The organism is Methanobacterium bryantii, from assembly GCF_002287175.1.
GTDB classification, from domain to species: domain Archaea; phylum Methanobacteriota; class Methanobacteria; order Methanobacteriales; family Methanobacteriaceae; genus Methanobacterium_D; species Methanobacterium_D bryantii.
On record NZ_LMVM01000023.1, the window covers coordinates 323,562 to 341,716 of the forward strand.

An 18,155-nucleotide genomic window follows, 5' to 3' on the forward strand; every position below is an offset into this window, starting at 1 on the left:
AAGATTTTTTAGAACCCCCAAAAATAAAAAAATTTTTGGAGTTGAAGAACATCTTTCAGAATTTACTTTTAAAATTTGAGGTTTTGAAAGATTTAGGAACCACAAAAAAAGTTTTACTTTTTTTTGTAGGCCTAAACACACCGTGTTCGACAACCCAATTATTGAAAATAATTGGAGGAATTTAATGGGGAAAAATGCATGGGGACTGGTTGATGCATTTTTTGATCAGTACAATTTGGTAGACCATCATATAAAATCCTATAACGACTTTGTAGACCACCGAATACAAGATATAATTGATATAACTGAACCTATTGTACTCGAACAAGGCGAATACAAAGTAGAAACAGGCAAATTAGAGATTAGAAAACCATTTATTAAAGAAGCTGACGGATCAAAAAGTGTAATATATCCAACAGAAGCAAGACTTAGAAATTTAACTTATTCTGCACATATGTATCTGGAAATGGCCCTTATAAAAGAAGGAGAACCAAAACCAGATTTAGAAAAAGTGTATATTGGCGAACTACCGGTAATGCTCAAATCTAACATATGCCATCTGAATGGATTAAACGAAAGAGAATTACAGGAAAAGAAAGTTGGAGAAGATCCACAAGATCCTGGAGGATATTTCATTGTAAATGGTTCTGAAAGAGCTATTGTAACAATGGAAGAAATAGCACCTAATAAAATCATTCTCGAACGTATAGGTGAAAGAGAAGATAGACGTGCTAGAGCTATTGTAACTTCAATTAAAAGCGGATTTAGAGCTCGAATAACTTTAGAATACAGAAAACCTAGGAAAAAAGGAGTATTCCTTAGAATATCATTCCCATATGTTCCAGGAGAAATACCCCTTGTTGTTTTACTACGTGCACTTGGACTTGAAACTGACGAAGAATTAGTAACAAGTGTTTCAGATGAAAATGATATACAGTTCCTTTTAATAGACGATATCCAGACTTCAGAAGTAATGACTAGATACGACGCTGTTAAATACATAGGTAACAGGGTTGCAAAAGGTATGACTGAAGAGTACAGGATCAAAAGGGCTGAAGATGTAATAGATAGATACTTATTACCTCATATGGGCGTTGACCCTGAAAACAGGGCAGACAAAGCCACATATTTAGCTGAAATGACAGAAATGTTGCTTCAGGTTATTTTTGAAACTCGTGAACCACACGATAAGGACCATTATGCTAACAAAAGACTCAGAGTATCTGGTGACCTTATGGAAGACTTATTTAGAGTCGCATTTACAAGTTTAACCAGAGATATGACATATCAGCTTGAGCGAAGCCTTGCAAGAGGAAAAGAACCTTCTGTAAAGCAGGCTGTAAGGTCTGATGTACTTACAGAAAACATAAAACATGCTATCGCTACAGGAAACTGGGTTGGTGGAAGAGCTGGTGTAAGCCAGTTACTCGACAGAACAAGTTATATGGGAACATTATCTCACCTTAAAAGGGTTGTTTCACCTTTAAGCAGGAGCCAGCCTCACTTTGAAGCTCGTGATTTGCACCCAACACAGTTCGGGAAGATATGTCCAAACGAAACCCCAGAGGGACCAAATTGTGGGCTCGTTAAAAACCTTGCACTTCTTGCAAAGATATCTGAAGGGTCAGATCCAACTGAAATTGAAAATGTAATTAAGAAAATGGGAGTTTTAAGTTCCAAGTAAAGGGGTTAAAGCGTGAAAAAGTGTAAAATTTACATTAATGGTAAGCTCATAGGAGCTTGTGACGATCCAGAGGACTTCGTAGAGCAAATGAGGGAAAAACGGAGAAGCGGCGAAGTCTCTCATGAAATGAACATTACTCATTATCCAGAAACTGATGAAATTTATATATTCAACGATCCCGGAAGGACAAGAAGACCGCTGATAGTAGTTAAAAACGGCGAATCAATGCTCAAAGATGAGCATATTGATGCTATAGAAGCTGGTGAACTTGGATGGGACGATCTCATAAACCAGGGTATAATTGAATATTTAGATGCTGAAGAAGAAGAAAACACATATATTGCCATGTTTGGGGATCAGGTAACAGAAGACCACACTCATCTTGAAATTGATCCTTCTACAATGCTGGGAATATGTGCCGGTATTATTCCTTATTCTAACCACAACTCATCCCCAAGGAATACAATGGAAGCAGGGATGACAAAACAGGCTTTAGGGCTTTACGTTTCTAATTTTGCTTTAAGAACAGATACAAGAGCTCACCTTTTACATCAACCTCAAGTTCCTTTAGTTAAAACAAGGTCAATAGATGCAACTAACTACGATGCAAGACCTTCAGGTCAAAACTTTGTAGTTGCAGTCATATCCTACGAAGGGTACAACATGGAAGATGCATTGATACTTAACAAAGCATCCATCGAAAGAGGGCTTGCAAGATCATCATTCTTTAGATCATATGAAGCTTCAGAAAGAAGGTATCCTGGTGGACAGGAAGATAAATTCGAACTACCAGAAAAAACTGTTAGAGGACACAGAGGAGAAGAAGTTTACAGATACCTCGACGAAGACGGTATAATAAATCCAGAAGTTGAAGTTAAATCGGGTGATGTTTTAATAGGTAAAACTTCTCCTCCAAGGTTCCTTGAAGAAATAGATGAATTTGGAACAGTTGCAGAGAGAAGACGTGAAACATCCATCACTGTAAGACATGGTGAAAAAGGTGTTGTTGACGCTGTAATGGTTACAGAAACTGTTGAAGGAAGTAAACTCGCTAAGATAAGAGTTCGTGATCAGAGGCAGCCTGAATTTGGTGATAAATTTGCATCAAGGCACGGACAGAAAGGGGTTGTTGGACTTATAGTTTCACAGGAAAACATGCCGTTCACAGCAGACGGTATCGTTCCAGATTTAATGGTAAACCCACACGCTATCCCATCAAGGATGTCTGTTGGTCAGGTTATTGAGATGCTTGCTGGAAAAGCCGGTGCTATGGAAGGAAGAAGAATGGATGGAACTCCATTCACAGGGGCTGACGAAGAAGATTTAATCAAAGATCTTCTTAGAGAAAATGGATATGAAACAGCCGGACGTGAATCACTATACAATGGAATAACCGGTGAAAGAATAGAAGCTGAAATATTTATAGGGGTCGCTTTCTACCAGAAATTACACCACATGACTTCAGACAAAGTATATGCAAGGTCAAGAGGGCCTGTACAGGTTTTAACAAGACAACCTACAGAAGGAAGGGCAAGAGAAGGTGGTTTAAGGTTTGGGGAAATGGAAAGAGACTGTCTCATTGCTCACGGTGCAGCACTTGCACTTAAAGAAAGGCTTCTTGATGAATCAGATAAGTACGAAGCAATTGTATGTTCCGAGTGCGGAATGATTGGAGTTTATGACAGAATAAGGGGAAGAAAATACTGTCCAATATGTGGAGATTCAGAATCATTCCCTGTAGAAATCTCTTATGCGTTTAAATTACTTTTAGATGAGCTTAAGAGTTTATGCATATTCCCAAAACTCGTGCTTAAGGATAAAGCATAATCAAAAATCAACATCATTAATTTAGGGGTTTAAAATTTAAAAAAAATAGGAGTGAATATTTTGCAAGGAATTTTAAAGAAAATTTCCCAGATTAACTTTGGTCTGATGTCTCCGGATGACATAAGAAAAATGTCAGTTACCAAGATAGTAACTCCAGATACATACGACGAGGATGGATATCCAATAGAAGCGGGGCTCATGGATCCAAGGCTCGGAGTTATTGATCCTGGACTTAAATGTAGATCATGTGGATCAAAGGGATGGGACTGTCAAGGACACTTTGGTCACATAAACATTGCAAGGCCAGTAATTCACGTAGGTTTTGCAGACACCATCCACAAAATTTTAAGGTCAACCTGTAAAGAATGCTCGAGAGTATTGCTTACAGATACGGAAATTGTGGATTATAAAAATAAAATCGACACTTTAGTTAAAAACGAAGAAAGTTTAACTGATATCATAAAAGAAATCTACACAGTCGCAAGACGTGACAAATGTCCTCACTGTGACACAGAACAGGAAGATATCAAAATAGATAAACCAGTATCCATTGTAGAAGGTAATTACAAATTAACTCCAAGTGAAGTAAGGGAAAGGCTTGAAAAGATCCCTGAAGAGGATCACATGCTTTTAGGAGTAAACCCAAAGGTTGCAAAACCTGAATGGATGGTTTTAACTGTTTTGCCAGTTCCACCAGTTACTGTAAGGCCGTCCATAACTCTAGAAACAGGAGAAAGATCTGAGGACGATTTAACTCACAAACTTGTTGATATTTTAAGAATCAACCAGAGATTAAAAGAAAACATGGAAGCTGGTGCTCCTCAACTTATTGTAGAAGATTTATGGGAACTCCTCCAGTACCACGTTACAACTTATTTTGATAATGAAGCATCAGGTGTACCTCCTGCAAGACACAGGTCAGGAAGGCCACTTAAAACACTTGCACAGCGTCTTAAAGGTAAAGAAGGACGGTTCAGGAGTAACTTATCTGGTAAGAGGGTTAACTTTTCAGCCAGGACTGTTATATCTCCTGATCCAAATATAAGTATAAACGAAGTCGGTGTTCCAGAAATGATTGCAAAAGAAGTTACAGTGCCAATATATGTAACTCCATGGAACATGGAAGAAATGAAAGAATACATCAGAAACGGTCCAAATGTGCACCCTGGAGCAAACTACGTGGAAAGACCTGATGGAAGAAAAGTGAGAGTATACGAAGAAACTAAAGAAGCAGTGATCGAAAGATTAGAGCCTGGTTTCAGAGTAGAAAGACACTTAATAAATGGGGATATTGTACTGTTTAACAGGCAGCCTTCACTTCACAGGATGTCAATGATGGCACACGAAGTTAGAGTTTTACCATACAAAACATTCAGACTTAATTTATGTGTATGCCCTCCATACAACGCTGATTTTGACGGGGACGAAATGAACATGCACGTTTTCCAGACCGAAGAATCACGTGCAGAAGCTAAATCATTAATGAGAGTTCAAGAACACATCTTATCTCCAAGGTTTGGTGGACCAATTATTGGAGGAATTCACGATCATATATCTGGAGCATATCTACTAACTAGATTAGGCTCAGAGTATGAAGAAGATGAAGTATTCCAGATAGTAAAACGTGCTCGAATGCCATTACCAGATCCAAAAGGGGAAAAATGGACTGGAAAGGAAATATTCTCACTACTGCTCCCTGAAAATATGAACATGGTCTTCAAAGCAGAGATCTGCAGGAAATGTGACGAATGTCTGAAACAGGAATGTAAAAACGACGCTTATGTAGTCATAGAAGACGGGCAACTGAAAATGGGTGTAATTGATGATAAATCATTCGGATCATTTGCAGGAAATATTCTTGATGCAGTAGTTAAAGAGTACGGTACCGACAGTGCTAGGGAATTCTTAGATTCTGCAACCAAACTTGCGATTTCTGGAGTTATGACAAGAGGATTTACAACCAGTACAGCAGACGAAGAAATTCCTCAAGAAGCACAGGATAGGATTGAAGAACTTTTATCCAGATCAGAACGCAGAGTTGAAAATCTCATTGAAGCTTACAACAACGAAGAACTTGAAGCACTCCCTGGAAGAAGTCTCGAAGAAACACTCGAAATGAAAATAATGCAGGAACTGGGTGAAGCAAGGGACAAATCAGGAGTAATTGCAGAAAGTTACTTTGACATCAACAAGAACCATGCAGTAGTCATGGCACTTACAGGTGCAAGGGGTTCCATGCTTAACCTGACTCAGATAGCGGCTTGTGTAGGGCAGCAGTCTGTTCGTGGTGGTAGGATCGACAGGGGTTACAGTGAAAGAACACTTCCTCACTTTAAGAAAAGAGAATTAGGTGCAAAATCACGTGGTTTTGTACACTCAAGTTACAAATCAGGGCTTGACCCACTGGAATTTTTCTTCCACGCTATGGGTGGTAGAGAAGGTCTTGTAGATACAGCTATACGTACTGCGCAGAGTGGTTACATGCAGCGTAGGCTTGTAAATGCTCTGCAAGATTTAAGTGTCAGACCAGATGGAACTGTAAGGGACAACAGAGGAGTTATTATCCAAACCGTGTATGGTGAAGATTTAGTTGACCCTGCAAAAAGTGATTACGGAAAAATAGTTGATTTAGACAAGGTAATTGACGAGATAAGGATTAAAACCAGTAAATAACATTACTGGAATTAATTTATTATTTAATATTTTTTAAATTTTAAAGAAGTAGTTGGGTGGTTTCGTGCCAGAAGAACGTGTTATGAAAATCATAAAGAAAAAGAAAGCTAATTTTCCTGAAAGTTTAATTGATGAAATAGCTGCTGCCTCCGAAAGACGTGAGTTAACCGATAAAGAACTTGGAGAACTAATCGATAGAATCATAAAAGCATATGAACGTGCTAAAGTCGAAGATGGTGAAGCAGTGGGTACAGTAGCAGCGCAATCTGTCGGAGAACCAGGTACCCAGATGACAATGAGAACATTTCACTATGCAGGGGTAGCTGAACTAAACGTTACACTTGGTCTTCCAAGGTTAATTGAGATTGTTGATGCGAGGAAAAAAATATCAACTCCAACCATGGCCATATATTTTGAAGAAGAATACATGGATGATGAGGAGTTTGTAAGAAGAATAGCCAACCAGATTGGTAAAAGCAGCATGAATGATATTTTAAAGAATTTTAACCTTAATTACGCCGACATGAATGTTATTGTAGAACTTGATTTAGAGAAGATCGAAGATAAAAGATTAGATCTTGATGACATTATGAAGCGAATAGAAAAAGCTTTTAAAAGAGTAGAAATAGATAACAATATACTAAGTTTTGAACCTCCATCACCAAGTATAAGAGAACTGAGACTGCTTGCTGATAAAGTTCGCGACCTTCAAATCAGTGGTGTAAAAAATATCGGAAAAGTAGTTATAAGTAGAGAAGGTCAAGAATGGGCTATACACACAGAAGGTTCAAACCTTGGATCCGTTTTAAAAATGGAAGGTATTGACAAAATCAGAACCACTACAAATGACATACACGAAATAGAAAAAGTTCTGGGAATTGAAGCAGCCAGAAATTCAATAATTAAAGAAGCACAGACTACAATGGAAGAACAAGGTCTTACAGTAGATGTAAGACACATTATGCTTGTTGCAGATATGATGACTGCAGATGGTTCTGTAAAATCCATAGGTAGACACGGTATAAGCGGTGAGAAAGCAAGTGTCCTGGCAAGAGCTTCTTTTGAAGAAACTGGAAAACACCTCTTACGAGCCAGCATAAGAGGAGAAATTGACCATCTCACCGGAATAATAGAAAATATTATAATTGGACAGCCAATACCACTTGGAACAGGTTCTGTTGGCGTCGTTATGAAACCAAGATCATAAAAAAAGATGAGTTCATACTTATCCAATAATTCATGATAAACGAGAGAATAGGAGGCAACACATGGACGTAGATAGAGGAATTAGGGTTGCTGTAGATACAGGAACCGTTACATTAGGGTCTGACAAATCAGTTCAGGCTTTAAAATTAGGCAAAGGAAAACTGGTGATCATTGCAAGTAATTGCCCTGAAGAAACTAGGGAAGATGTAATGCATTATTCAAAATTATCAGATATTCCTGTTTATACATATGAAGGTTCAAGCGTAGACCTTGGATCTGTATGTGGTAAACCATTTACAGTAGCTACGCTTATTATAAGGGATCCTGGAGATTCCACAATATTAGAAGTTATGGGGTAATTTCTGTGACTATAAAATTTACAACGCATGAAATAAGATACATAGCTCTCTTTGAGAGCATGACTGGTGCAATGGTCAAAGATTGTATTGTTGACGATGAAAGTGCAAAAATAACCTTCCTTGTAAAAAAGGGAGATATGGGACTTGCAATCGGAAAAAGAGGCAGTACAGTGACTAAAGTCCAGAAGACAGTTGATAAAGGTGTCGAAGTCATAGAACATTCAGAAGATCCTGTAGAATTTATTACAAATCTTATGGCCCCAGCCAAAGTTAGAAGTATCAGAATACTTCAAAAAGAAAATGGTCAAAAAATCGCCACTGTAGAAACAGACCCTAGAAATAAAAGGACTGCTATAGGAAAAGGCGGTAAAAATATAGAAAGAGCAAGACTACTGGCAAAAAGACAACATAATATAAACAACATTGTAATAAAATAATCTAATCCATTTATAGTATTAATAGATTGATGTTAATTAGTTTAAACTGTATTTTGCAAGTAGTATAACAAATGATAATGAGGAGGAATCACGTTTGCCGGGACTTTTTGCAGCAAAAAAACTTAAAAAAAATAGACAGAACTTCAAATGGAAGGATGTAGAATACAAAAGGAAAGCTTTAAGATTAGACGTTAAAGCCGACCCATTAGAAGGCGCACCTCAAGCAAGAGGAATCGTAATTGAAAAAGTAGGTATAGAAGCAAAACAGCCTAACTCTGCTATACGAAAATGTGTAAGGGTTCAACTCATCAAAAACGGGAAGCAACTAACTGCTTTTGCTCCTGGAGATGGTGCTATCGGATTTATAGATGAGCACGATGAAGTTGTAATCGAAGGAATTGGTGGCCCTTCTGGAAGATCCATGGGTGATATTCCTGGAGTAAGATGGAAGGTTACAAAAGTAAACAACGTAGCCTTAGAAGAAATGGTAAAAGGTAAAATAGAAAAACCTGTAAGATAATCATTTTGATATTTAGTATATAAATCGTTAGATTAACGACTTTATTTACTATTTGCACCAAAACAAATAAAACGAAAACCAGTGAGGTAATTTCATGAGTAAAGTTTTTGATAAATGGGATTTAGAAGAGGTGAAAGTTGAGGACCTGGGTCTTGTAAATTATATTTGCTTAGACGAAATATTAGTTCCACATACCTTAGGAAGACACGTCAAAAGACAGTTCGCCAAATCAAAAGTTTCAATCGTTGAAAGATTAATGAATAAGATCATGAGGACACATATAAACTCAGGTAAGAAAAACAAAGCTTACAGTATCGTAAGAGATGCATTTGAAGTCATAAATAAACGTTCAAAAGAAAATCCTCTGCAGATATTAGTTAAAGCCGTTGAAAATACGGCCCCACGAGAAGAAATTACAAGGGTAAAATACGGTGGTATCGGATACCAGGTAGCAGTGGATATTGCACCTCAACGAAGAGTAGACTTAGCAATTGGTTTTATAACAAGAGGAGCTATGCAGTCTGCATTCAAAAGGAAACGATCAGCAGCAGAATGTTTAGCTGATGAACTATTACTTGCAGCTGAGTATGATACCAGAAGTTTTGCAATTGGAAAGAAAGACGAAAAAGAGAGAATTGCAAGATCTGCACACTAAACTTTAAATTTTTTAAATTAAGTAGATATTACGGCATATATATCAAAAAGATGAGTTTATTCAAGTCTAAACTGTATTCTAAACTTAGGCCAAAATATATAAGTTACTAATATATACTATAAAGATAGGGCATATCAATCTATTATTATACTAAACTAGTAATCTAAAATGCCTTAAAAATATCTGCTTTTTAACTATTTTATAATTACCAGGTGATTATAGTGAGTAGACGGACTAAAATGATTAATAAGATTAAAGAATTGATGTACCAGCCCAAAAATATAAGAAATATTGGGATAGTTGCCCACATCGATCACGGGAAAACAACCCTTTCGGACAACTTACTTGCTGGTGCAGGAATGATATCCACTGAACTTGCTGGAGATCAGAGATTCCTTGATTTTGACGAGCAAGAACAAGCAAGGGGTATTACCATCGATGCAGCAAACGTATCAATGGTACACAAATATAAAGATTCAGAATACCTGATTAACCTTATCGATACACCAGGTCACGTTGACTTCGGTGGAGACGTAACACGTGCAATGAGAGCTGTAGACGGTGCAGTAGTAGTAATATGTGCTGTTGAAGGAATTATGCCTCAAACAGAAACTGTACTAAGGCAGGCTCTAAAAGAAAACGTAAAGCCTGTTTTATTCATAAACAAGGTTGACCGTCTCATAAACGAGTTAAAATTAGACTCCACTGAACTTCAACAGAGGTTCATAAAAATTATCGCTTCTGCAAACAAGATCATAAGATCAATGGCTCCAAAAGAATTGAAAGATGATTGGCTTGCCAAAGTAGACGATGGAAGTGTAGCATTTGGTTCTGCATACCACAACTGGGCTATAAACGTCCCAATTATGCAGCAAACAGGTATAACTTTCAAAGATATTTACCAGTACTGTAAAGATGAAAACCAGAAAGAGTTAGCTGAAAAAGCACCAATTACTGAAGTTTTACTGGATATGGTTATAGAACATTTACCAAGCCCAGAAATATCTCAGAAATACAGGGTACCAGCAATCTGGGCTGGAGATATCGAAAGTGAAGAAGGACAGGGTATGATAAATACAAGTCCAGATTCACCGCTAGCTGTAATGGTTACAAACATCAGTATAGACAAGCACGCAGGGGAAATAGCAACAGGTCGTGTTTACGGTGGAACAATAGAAAAAGGTACTGAAATCTACATGGTAGGTTCACACGGTAAAGCGAGGACCCAACAGGTAGGGGTATACTTCGGTCCAGAAAGGATCAACACCGACAAAGTTCCAGCAGGAAACATAGTTGCAATAACCGGTGCAAGAAACGCTGTAGCAGGGGAAACAATCTCCGAACCTGGAAGGAAAATCAAAGCGTTCGAAGGATTAGAACACATTTCTGAACCAGTAGTTACAGTTGCTGTTGAAGCTAAAAACACCAAAGACCTTCCAAAACTCATAGAAGTTTTAAGACAGGTCGGAAAAGAAGACCCAACAGTACGAATTGAAATTAACGAAGAAACCGGTGAGCACCTCATAGCAGGTATGGGTGAACTTCACCTTGAAATTATCACTTACAGGATCAATGAGAAAGGTGTGGAAATAGAAACATCACCACCAATCGTTGTATACAGAGAAACAATCGCCGGCAAAGCCGGACCAGTTGAAGGAAAATCTCCTAACAAGCACAACAGATTCTACATTGAAATCGAACCACTAGAAGACGAACTTTTCCAGGCTCTACAGGATAAAAAAATCAAAGAAGGTAGAGTTAAAGGAAAAGAAGATGTACAAACATTCCAGGAATACGGCCTTCACAAAGAAGAAGCAAGAAAAGTATGGGATGTATACGAGCGCAGTTTATTCATAAACATGACCCGTGGTATACAGCACCTTGACGAAATTAAAGAGCTTTTACTTGAAGGTTTCGAAAGCGCACTCGACGACGGCCCAATCGCAAGAGAAAGAGTCATGGGTATAAAAATAAAACTCATGGACGCAAAGATTCACGAAGACGCAGTACACAGAGGTCCTGCACAGGTTTTACCTGCAATAAGGAAAGCTGTATACGGAGCTATCATGATGGCTAACCCAACATTACTCGAACCGCTACAGAAAGTATTCATCAACACTCCTCAGGACTACATGGGTTCAGCAACCAGAGAAGTACAGAACAGAAGAGGTCAAATTGTTGACATGCAGCAGGAAGGGGACATGATGACCCTTGAATCCAAAGTACCTGTTGCAGAAATGTTTGGATTTGCTGGAGACATAAGATCTGCCACAGAAGGTAGATGTTTATGGTCAACAGAAAACGCAGGTTTCGAAAGATTACCTGGAGAGCTTCAAAAACAAATTATAAGACAGATAAGAGATAGAAAAGGATTAAGTCCAGAACCATACGGACCAGATCACTACTTAGGATAAGTTATCCCTATCTTTTTTATTTTGAAATTATGAAGCCAAACCATAAAACTTAATAGAGATTATTCCAAAATATTGGTATTCTCAAAATAATCAGTATATGATTTTAAATGGAGTGACGGAAATTTTCGTAAATTTTGAGGATTTCCTGAACCCAAAATTTTTGGAGGTTAATTAAATGGCAAAAGGAAAAGAACACATAAACTTAGCGTTTATTGGACACGTAGACCACGGTAAATCTACACTTGTTGGACACGTATTACTTCAGTCAGGAGCTATTGCAGAGCAGCAGCTTTCAGATGGTGAAAACAAGTTCAGATTTGTCATGGATAAATTGACAGAAGAAAGAGAAAGAGGAGTTACAATCGACCTTGCTCACGCAAAATTCGAAACTCCTAAATATGAGTTCACAATTGTGGACTGTCCTGGTCACAGAGATTTTGTTAAAAACATGATTACAGGAGCATCACAGGCTGACGCTGCTGTATTAGTTGTCGCTATTGACGACGGTATTATGCCGCAGACCAAAGAACACATTTTCCTTGCAAGAACACTCGGTATCAACCAGTTAATCATTGGTATAAACAAAATGGACCTCGTAAAATACGATGAAGCAAAATTCAACGCACTTAAAGATGAATTAGGCGCACTCATTAAGACCGTAGCATACGACCCAGCTAAAGTACACTTCATACCACTCTCTGCATTCGAAGGAGACAACATCAAAGAAAACAGTGCAAACACCCCATGGTACAAAGGCCCTGCGCTCGTACCTGCACTTGACGAATTCTCCGCACCAGAAAAACCAACTAACTTACCATTAAGGGTACCTATTCAGGATGTTTACTCCATTACAGGGGTCGGAACCGTACCTGTTGGAAGAATAGAAACTGGTATAATGAAAAAAGCGGACAATGTTATATTTGAACCAGCTGGAAAAGCTGGAGAGGTTAAATCTATCGAGATGCACCACGAAATGATGGACTCCGCAGAACCTGGGGACAACGTCGGTTTCAACGTAAGAGGTGTCGGTAAAAATGATATCAGAAGAGGAGACGTAGCAGGACACACTGACAACGCTCCAACCGTTGCAAAAGAATTCACAGCACAGATTGTTGTTATGCAGCACCCTGGTGTTATCACAGTCGGTTACACACCTGTATTCCACTGTCACACAGCTCAGGTCGCATGTACTTTCTTAGAATTAGTACAGAAAATGAACCCTGCAACTGGTGCAGTTGAAGAAAAGAACCCTGACTTCCTCAAAACAGGTAACGCAGCAATCGTTAAAGTTAAACCAACCAAACCAATGGTTATTGAAAACGTCAAAGAAATTCCACACATGGGAAGATTCGCTATCAGAGATATGGGTCAGACCGTAGCTGCTGGAATGTGTATTGACATAGTTAAAGCAAAATAAGAATTAGGAATTAATTCCTAACCTTCTTTTTATATTTTGGAGAAGATTTAAATGCACAAAGCAAGAATTAAACTTACAGGAACAGACCCAGAAAAATTACAATTTGTCTGCGATCAGTTAAGAAGAATCGCAGAAAGAACAGGCGTTGACATGTCCGGCCCAATCCCACTCCCAACTAAAAAATTAGTGGTACCAACCAGAAAATCTCCAGATGGAGAAGGAAAAGCTACCTGGGAAAAATGGGAACTTAGAATCCACAAAAGACTTGTTGGAATCGAAGCCGATGAAAGGGCAATGAGACAGGTCATGAAAGTAAACGTTCCTGATAACGTAAGTATAGAAATAGAACTCAAAAGCTAATTTGTTTTAATAGCTTAAAAATTATTTTGATTAGCTTAAACTACGTTTTAAGCTTTTAAACACTTTATTTACTGGATGGTCAACAAAGATTTAATCAGTTGATCAAAAAGTATTTAATTAACTATTGATAAATAGAAAAATCTACTCAAAAATCCAATGCCGGGATAGCCTAGCCAGGAAAGGCGCGGGACTTGAGATCCCGTGGAGCTTTGCTCCTCCAGGGTTCAAATCCCTGTCCCGGCGTGTAACTTACAACTACTTTTTTACTTATTTTTAAAATATTATCAATTAATCAAAAACTCAAACCTTTTACTTAATCAAATCCAAATCATCTCCTCCAATATTCAACATAATATTTTTTTTCAAAACAAATCAAAAATTTGGACTTATTTATAAATTTATAAAAAAATATTTTACAAATCTACAAAAAAGGCATTGTATATATCTGCTGAAGCTCTAACAAAGGAATATTTTGATTAAGACTCATGAAATGGACACATTGATCTAAATTATAACAAATAACAGGCAAGATAGGAACATAAAGCACTCCTAAATGATAAAACCACTAAGAATTAACATGGATCGAAATTTTAATGAATTTTAACCCCCAATAAATATAACTATGGAAATTATGAATTTAACAACAAGTTTAATCTTGTTTTTAAATGTCACGCTACTATCTATTTTAGTCCCTGGAGGACCAGTAGAAAACAGAGACTTTGATTACTTAAAGAAGACTCCGAGTATATACTATGGATTCAGTATTTTCCTCATATCACTCATATTGATATCACTAGCCCTATGCTATTTTGTACTTTTAGATAACCTATGGGCATTTAAAGTTTCCCTGGCTGCAGGTGCGCTGTACTTCATGGTTTACATACTTGACCTTTTAAAAATATTTCCCAGATCACCAACTCCAATGTCAAAAATGTTGATGTTAATTGAAATAATTAACATGATGCTTGCACTGCTTCTGGTTATTTTTTTCTCTGGCCAGACTGTCTATTTAAAACAGCACCTCCATTTTATAATAAAAACAAGCCAAAAAAACAGTGCTACATATATACCAAATGTTTGAAAGTGGGGGATCTTCCAATTAAAAGTAATGAAACAAGAATATTGGCTCAAACTGTAAAATAGTAAAAACAAATTAAATCGATTTCTTGAAACTTAGGAAAGATCAAGAAAATTTTCAATTTAATCTCAAAAATCCAGTCACAATCGCTGTCCATCATGATTTCAATCTATTTATCCTAAAAATTAAATATTAACTCATTTTGATTTATTGAGTTTGTTCCTGTAATAATTAGAATATATCGCTCCTAAAGGATTATGAGCAAGTACTCTATCCTTCACAGCCAGAGTAGTTACTGGTGCTTCTGAATGTTCAGTAAATAATATATCATGACCAATACAAAGGCCAATTATAATATTAAGATCCGTTTTTTTCTTGTTTAGAAATGATGCTTGAGCAATAGGGTTGCACATGATCTCATCACGGGTTTTATCAATTTTATCTAAATCAAACTCGGTTTTATCAATTCCACAGACCTTACAACATGTAGAATATACCTTAAAATGCTCTTTAAATATAGAATATATTTCTCTGGATTCTTTTTCTAATCCAATACAGAATGCAAGTCCTATTTTCTTATAACCCATCTTTTCTCCAAAAAGAATTATTTCTTCTATACGGGTTTTTTTCATGTAATATTCTGCCTCCACAGAAGCGGCAGCTTTAATTAGAGAAATTTCACGTTCCCCATAAAGTTCTTTCATTTCTTCTGCAAGTTTAAGGCAGTCTTTTCCATTTCGGCATTCTTTTTCAGGGCATACTGCACAATTCAATATACAACCTCCATATAACACACTTATTTATAGCCAGGTTTATTATTGTATTGCTCTACCTGAAATTTTGGAAAATACATACAAAAACCTAAGGCAAAATTAAATTTATCATAAAAAAATAGAAATAACCATAATGCTACAAAAATTGAGTTTACATGATAATAACAGAGTAAATATAAAATTTACTCATTAAATAAAAGCTTTTTAAGCTCTTTTACATTTAATTCAATTAAAGGCTTTGCTTCAGGCTCAGCAAGTACTTGAAATTGTTCCAATTTAGTTTCAAGATATAAGTTATGCAATATATTCTGAAGTTCAGGAACAGGCATTTCTATGATTCTTTTTATGGTTAAAATTTCTTCTTCACTTAATTTATCAGTATAATCTTTTATCCTGACTTCAAACTCATCTACAGCATTTATATTTAAATTGATGTATTTCTTTATAGCATATGGGGGCATATGCTCAACTGCACGCAGTGCCTTCCAAATATCCTTCTCATTAAGTTTTAACCCTAATATTTCATTCAAATATTTTGTTGCCTTTGCTGCCCTTTCAGAACTGCCTCTTCCATAAACTCGAGATGCAAGGAATGCACTTACCAATATTGCAAAAAATACAAATAGTTGGTTTTGAGGAATGGATGAAAAAGGATATCCCAATGCATAAAATATAATAACTGTAAGTAAAACGCTTCCCGCTATGAATGTTAAAACAGCGAGGATAGCTGCAATTGTTTTATTTTTGATCAAATGACTTCACCATGTACTTATCATTTCGCCATGTATTTATAGTTTAAAGCAGATTTTATTCATTGATTTTTTTTCATTATTTATAGATGACCAAGATAAAGAAGTGACTGTTAATGCATAGTAAATACATAAAATCCTGAAATTTCAAAAATCATATATTTTAATAGTGTACTTCAAATTCAACTCCCATTTTCACGTAACATATTCCGCCTTCAAACTGACCACATACTCATAGTTTTCTGGGGCTCTAGTTTTTGCGTTTTCATCAGATAAAATTGCAACTTTTTTGCCGAAGTGTTCCAGCGCGGCATGTAAATGGTAAATTGCAATACCCATACTTATAATGTTGTACTTTTGAACCTTCGGTGCCTTATGTTCTTTTACAGCATATGGTTTAGAGCTATAAACATGGATCATATTTTCATCACCTGTAAAAAACCACGGCTGGCTGTTACCTGCAGAAGGGGCAAGACGGGCAGCTTCCACGATTTTATCTGCGCCTTTAACTGTGCTTATCTCATTTAGAGGTTTTCTTTTAAAGTCCGAAGCGCTGCTTCTGTGTAATTCCTCGGGTTTTGATTTTTTGGGTTTTCCAAATGACATTACAATTACAAATTCCAGATCTGAATTTTTCAGCACGTCTTCATTGGGCCTTGGAGAACCCTGCCAACAGCTGCCTATATCATTTCCAGATAAGAAAAGGTCCATTTGCTGCAGCATATAACCCACATTAACCAGATAATCACCTTTAGGCTCTGAAAATATAGCCATATAATGTGGTGCTTGTTTCTTCTTCGTTTCAACCTGTTCTAACGGTATAATTTTCACTTCAGTTTTGATGTTATCATACATAGGTTTTAAACTCTTTATATGATTTGAAATTTCTTCTAGAGTTTTTTTATCAAGTGGAGTTTGATCATATTTTTTAACCGATCTTCTTTTAAATATCGTACTATAATAATCAGTTCTTTCCATGATTTAACTCCTAAAAAGTTTATTCTGGATTAATTCATATTATTAAATTCAATATTATTAATATGTATGACCTGAGATATAATTGTAGAGACTATTTTGTCAGTGCCAAAAATAGACTTAAAAATTTTTTAATTAAATGCAATTAAATAGCGTAAAAATCATATACTTTTTATAAGAGTATAACAATACGCATTACAATAAAATGCAAGTTTTACCACGAAATTTAACTTATCAAAGGGAAAACAGAGATGATTCAATGAAAAGGATAGAAGGCAAGTTTCAACTGATAATAGGAATATTTTTCTTAGCATATTCTGCTTACCCCTTTTTAACTAAAGCATCCCTTGTACCATACATATTTTTCGCCCCGCTTGGTATCTGGAACATTATAGACGGGATATTTCAAAGAAAAAGTTATCAAAACAGGGTTTATCATCCTGGAATGTGGATTGCCATGGTACTCTGGGGCATGGTTATAGTTTACATCTACCTGTTCCAGCCAGCTTATGTAAAAGATCCTGTCTTTTATATTTACATCATACCATTTGTAATCATATTAGCCCTGGCTGTTTACGAACAGAAAAGGATAAGAAAATACCAGAAAGCAATAAAACCTTACGAAAATGCCATAAAAGCAAACCCTAAAGACACCACTGCATGGAACAATAAAGGAGCTACCATAGCCAAATTTAAGGCATACCCTGCAGCAATCCAGTGCTTTAATAAAGCAATAGAACTAAATCCAAAAGAGGCCGCAGCACTGTACAATATAGGTGTTGTCCTTATGGAACTGGGAAATCTTCAAGAGGCATTGAAATACTATAATATAGCCCAAGATTTAGACCCCGGATTTAAAAATGCTAAAAAAGCAGGCGAAATGATTTTAGAACTTTAATTACATTTAAAAATGTAATTTGCTTTTTTATATTGAATAATTAGATTTAATTCTTTTTTAAATTCTTTAACAATTCTGATTTTGTGTTTGGATTTAATTAGGATTTCAAAAAATAAGAAATTAAAGAAAT

16 protein-coding genes and 1 tRNA gene are annotated in these 18,155 nt (G+C 36.5%); 14 read left to right on the top strand and 3 right to left on the bottom strand.

Features of this window, described 5'->3' with window-relative positions; translation table 11 throughout:
* Nucleotides 1–184 precede the first annotated feature (184 nt).
* The 13 genes from ASJ80_RS10160 to ASJ80_RS10220 all read left to right on the top strand — a co-directional run bounded on the left by ASJ80_RS10160 (nt 185) and on the right by ASJ80_RS10220 (nt 14,633).
* The gene (locus tag ASJ80_RS10160) at nt 185–1,684 is read left to right on the top strand and encodes a DNA-directed RNA polymerase subunit B'' (RefSeq protein ID WP_069582778.1); all 1,500 of its coding nucleotides are present in this window, start codon (nt 185–187) and stop codon (nt 1,682–1,684) included.
* A 12-nt stretch (nt 1,685–1,696) separates the two neighbouring features.
* The gene (gene rpoB, locus ASJ80_RS10165) at nt 1,697–3,511 is read left to right on the top strand and encodes a DNA-directed RNA polymerase subunit B (RefSeq protein WP_069582779.1); all 1,815 of its coding nucleotides are present in this window, start codon (nt 1,697–1,699) and stop codon (nt 3,509–3,511) included.
* A gap of 60 nt (nt 3,512–3,571) precedes the next feature.
* Nucleotides 3,572–6,184 (top strand): DNA-directed RNA polymerase subunit A', encoded by a 2,613-nt coding sequence (locus ASJ80_RS10170; protein WP_095652079.1) that lies wholly within the window; start codon nt 3,572–3,574, stop codon nt 6,182–6,184.
* 82 nt (nt 6,185–6,266) lie between these two features.
* Entirely contained in the window at nt 6,267–7,391 is a 1,125-nt protein-coding gene (rpoA2, locus tag ASJ80_RS10175) for a DNA-directed RNA polymerase subunit A'' (protein WP_083240867.1), read from the top strand.
* A gap of 61 nt (nt 7,392–7,452) precedes the next feature.
* Nucleotides 7,453–7,749, top strand: coding sequence for a 50S ribosomal protein L30e (locus ASJ80_RS10180; RefSeq protein ID WP_048080444.1), 297 nt, complete (start codon nt 7,453–7,455; stop codon nt 7,747–7,749).
* Nucleotides 7,750–7,754: 5 nt separating this feature from the next.
* On the top strand, nt 7,755–8,186 hold the full coding sequence (locus ASJ80_RS10185) for a NusA-like transcription termination signal-binding factor (protein ID WP_069582782.1): 432 nt from the start codon (nt 7,755–7,757) through the stop codon (nt 8,184–8,186).
* Between the two features lie 94 nt (nt 8,187–8,280).
* Nucleotides 8,281–8,706: a 30S ribosomal protein S12 gene (locus ASJ80_RS10190; protein ID WP_048080446.1), complete on the top strand. Its 426-nt coding sequence runs from the start codon at nt 8,281–8,283 to the stop codon at nt 8,704–8,706.
* A gap of 94 nt (nt 8,707–8,800) precedes the next feature.
* Nucleotides 8,801–9,361: a 30S ribosomal protein S7 gene (locus ASJ80_RS10195; protein ID WP_069582783.1), complete on the top strand. Its 561-nt coding sequence runs from the start codon at nt 8,801–8,803 to the stop codon at nt 9,359–9,361.
* A 221-nt stretch (nt 9,362–9,582) separates the two neighbouring features.
* On the top strand, nt 9,583–11,775 hold the full coding sequence (locus tag ASJ80_RS10200) for an elongation factor EF-2 (RefSeq protein WP_069582784.1): 2,193 nt from the start codon (nt 9,583–9,585) through the stop codon (nt 11,773–11,775).
* A 175-nt stretch (nt 11,776–11,950) separates the two neighbouring features.
* Nucleotides 11,951–13,192 carry a translation elongation factor EF-1 subunit alpha gene (gene tuf / locus ASJ80_RS10205; protein ID WP_069582785.1) on the top strand — a complete coding sequence of 414 codons (1,242 nt, stop codon included), beginning with the start codon at nt 11,951–11,953 and terminating at the stop codon, nt 13,190–13,192.
* A 51-nt stretch (nt 13,193–13,243) separates the two neighbouring features.
* Nucleotides 13,244–13,552, top strand: a complete 309-nt coding sequence (gene rpsJ, locus ASJ80_RS10210) for a 30S ribosomal protein S10 (protein ID WP_048080450.1) — start codon at nt 13,244–13,246, stop codon at nt 13,550–13,552.
* 158 nt (nt 13,553–13,710) lie between these two features.
* A tRNA-Ser gene (locus ASJ80_RS10215) sits at nt 13,711–13,795 on the top strand.
* Between the two features lie 379 nt (nt 13,796–14,174).
* On the top strand, nt 14,175–14,633 hold the full coding sequence (locus ASJ80_RS10220; protein ID WP_176720179.1) for a hypothetical protein: 459 nt from the start codon (nt 14,175–14,177) through the stop codon (nt 14,631–14,633).
* A 194-nt stretch (nt 14,634–14,827) separates the two neighbouring features.
* Here ASJ80_RS10220 and ASJ80_RS10225 read toward each other — a convergent pair whose 3' ends face one another.
* From ASJ80_RS10225 to ASJ80_RS10235, 3 genes are all read right to left on the bottom strand, one after another.
* Nucleotides 14,828–15,403 (bottom strand): DUF1847 domain-containing protein, encoded by a 576-nt coding sequence (locus tag ASJ80_RS10225; RefSeq protein ID WP_069582787.1) that lies wholly within the window; start codon nt 15,401–15,403, stop codon nt 14,828–14,830.
* Between the two features lie 182 nt (nt 15,404–15,585).
* The gene (locus ASJ80_RS10230; protein ID WP_069582788.1) at nt 15,586–16,155 is read right to left on the bottom strand and encodes a hypothetical protein; all 570 of its coding nucleotides are present in this window, start codon (nt 16,153–16,155) and stop codon (nt 15,586–15,588) included.
* Between the two features lie 192 nt (nt 16,156–16,347).
* Complete coding sequence (locus tag ASJ80_RS10235) at nt 16,348–17,130, bottom strand: nitroreductase family protein (protein ID WP_069582789.1); 783 nt, start codon at nt 17,128–17,130, stop codon at nt 16,348–16,350.
* A gap of 256 nt (nt 17,131–17,386) precedes the next feature.
* On the opposite strand from ASJ80_RS10235, the gene ASJ80_RS10240 reads away from it, so the two are divergent.
* Nucleotides 17,387–18,025, top strand: coding sequence for a tetratricopeptide repeat protein (locus ASJ80_RS10240; RefSeq protein ID WP_069582790.1), 639 nt, complete (start codon nt 17,387–17,389; stop codon nt 18,023–18,025).
* Nucleotides 18,026–18,155: the final 130 nt, after the last annotated feature.

What these genes read in the sequence shown, in the direction of transcription:
- ASJ80_RS10160 (WP_069582778.1), top strand. Translation starts at nt 185, where the DNA reads ATGGGGAAAAATGCATGGGGACTGGTTGATGCATTTTTTGATCAGTAC.
- rpoA2 (WP_083240867.1), top strand. Translation starts at nt 6,267, where the DNA reads ATGAAAATCATAAAGAAAAAGAAAGCTAATTTTCCTGAAAGTTTAATT.
- ASJ80_RS10180 (WP_048080444.1), top strand. Translation starts at nt 7,453, where the DNA reads ATGGACGTAGATAGAGGAATTAGGGTTGCTGTAGATACAGGAACCGTT.
- ASJ80_RS10195 (WP_069582783.1), top strand. Translation starts at nt 8,801, where the DNA reads ATGAGTAAAGTTTTTGATAAATGGGATTTAGAAGAGGTGAAAGTTGAG.
- tuf (WP_069582785.1), top strand. Translation starts at nt 11,951, where the DNA reads ATGGCAAAAGGAAAAGAACACATAAACTTAGCGTTTATTGGACACGTA.
- rpsJ (WP_048080450.1), top strand. Translation starts at nt 13,244, where the DNA reads ATGCACAAAGCAAGAATTAAACTTACAGGAACAGACCCAGAAAAATTA.
- ASJ80_RS10220 (WP_176720179.1), top strand. Translation starts at nt 14,175, where the DNA reads ATGGAAATTATGAATTTAACAACAAGTTTAATCTTGTTTTTAAATGTC.
- ASJ80_RS10235 (WP_069582789.1), bottom strand. Translation starts at nt 17,130, where the DNA reads ATGGAAAGAACTGATTATTATAGTACGATATTTAAAAGAAGATCGGTT.
- ASJ80_RS10240 (WP_069582790.1), top strand. Translation starts at nt 17,387, where the DNA reads ATGAAAAGGATAGAAGGCAAGTTTCAACTGATAATAGGAATATTTTTC.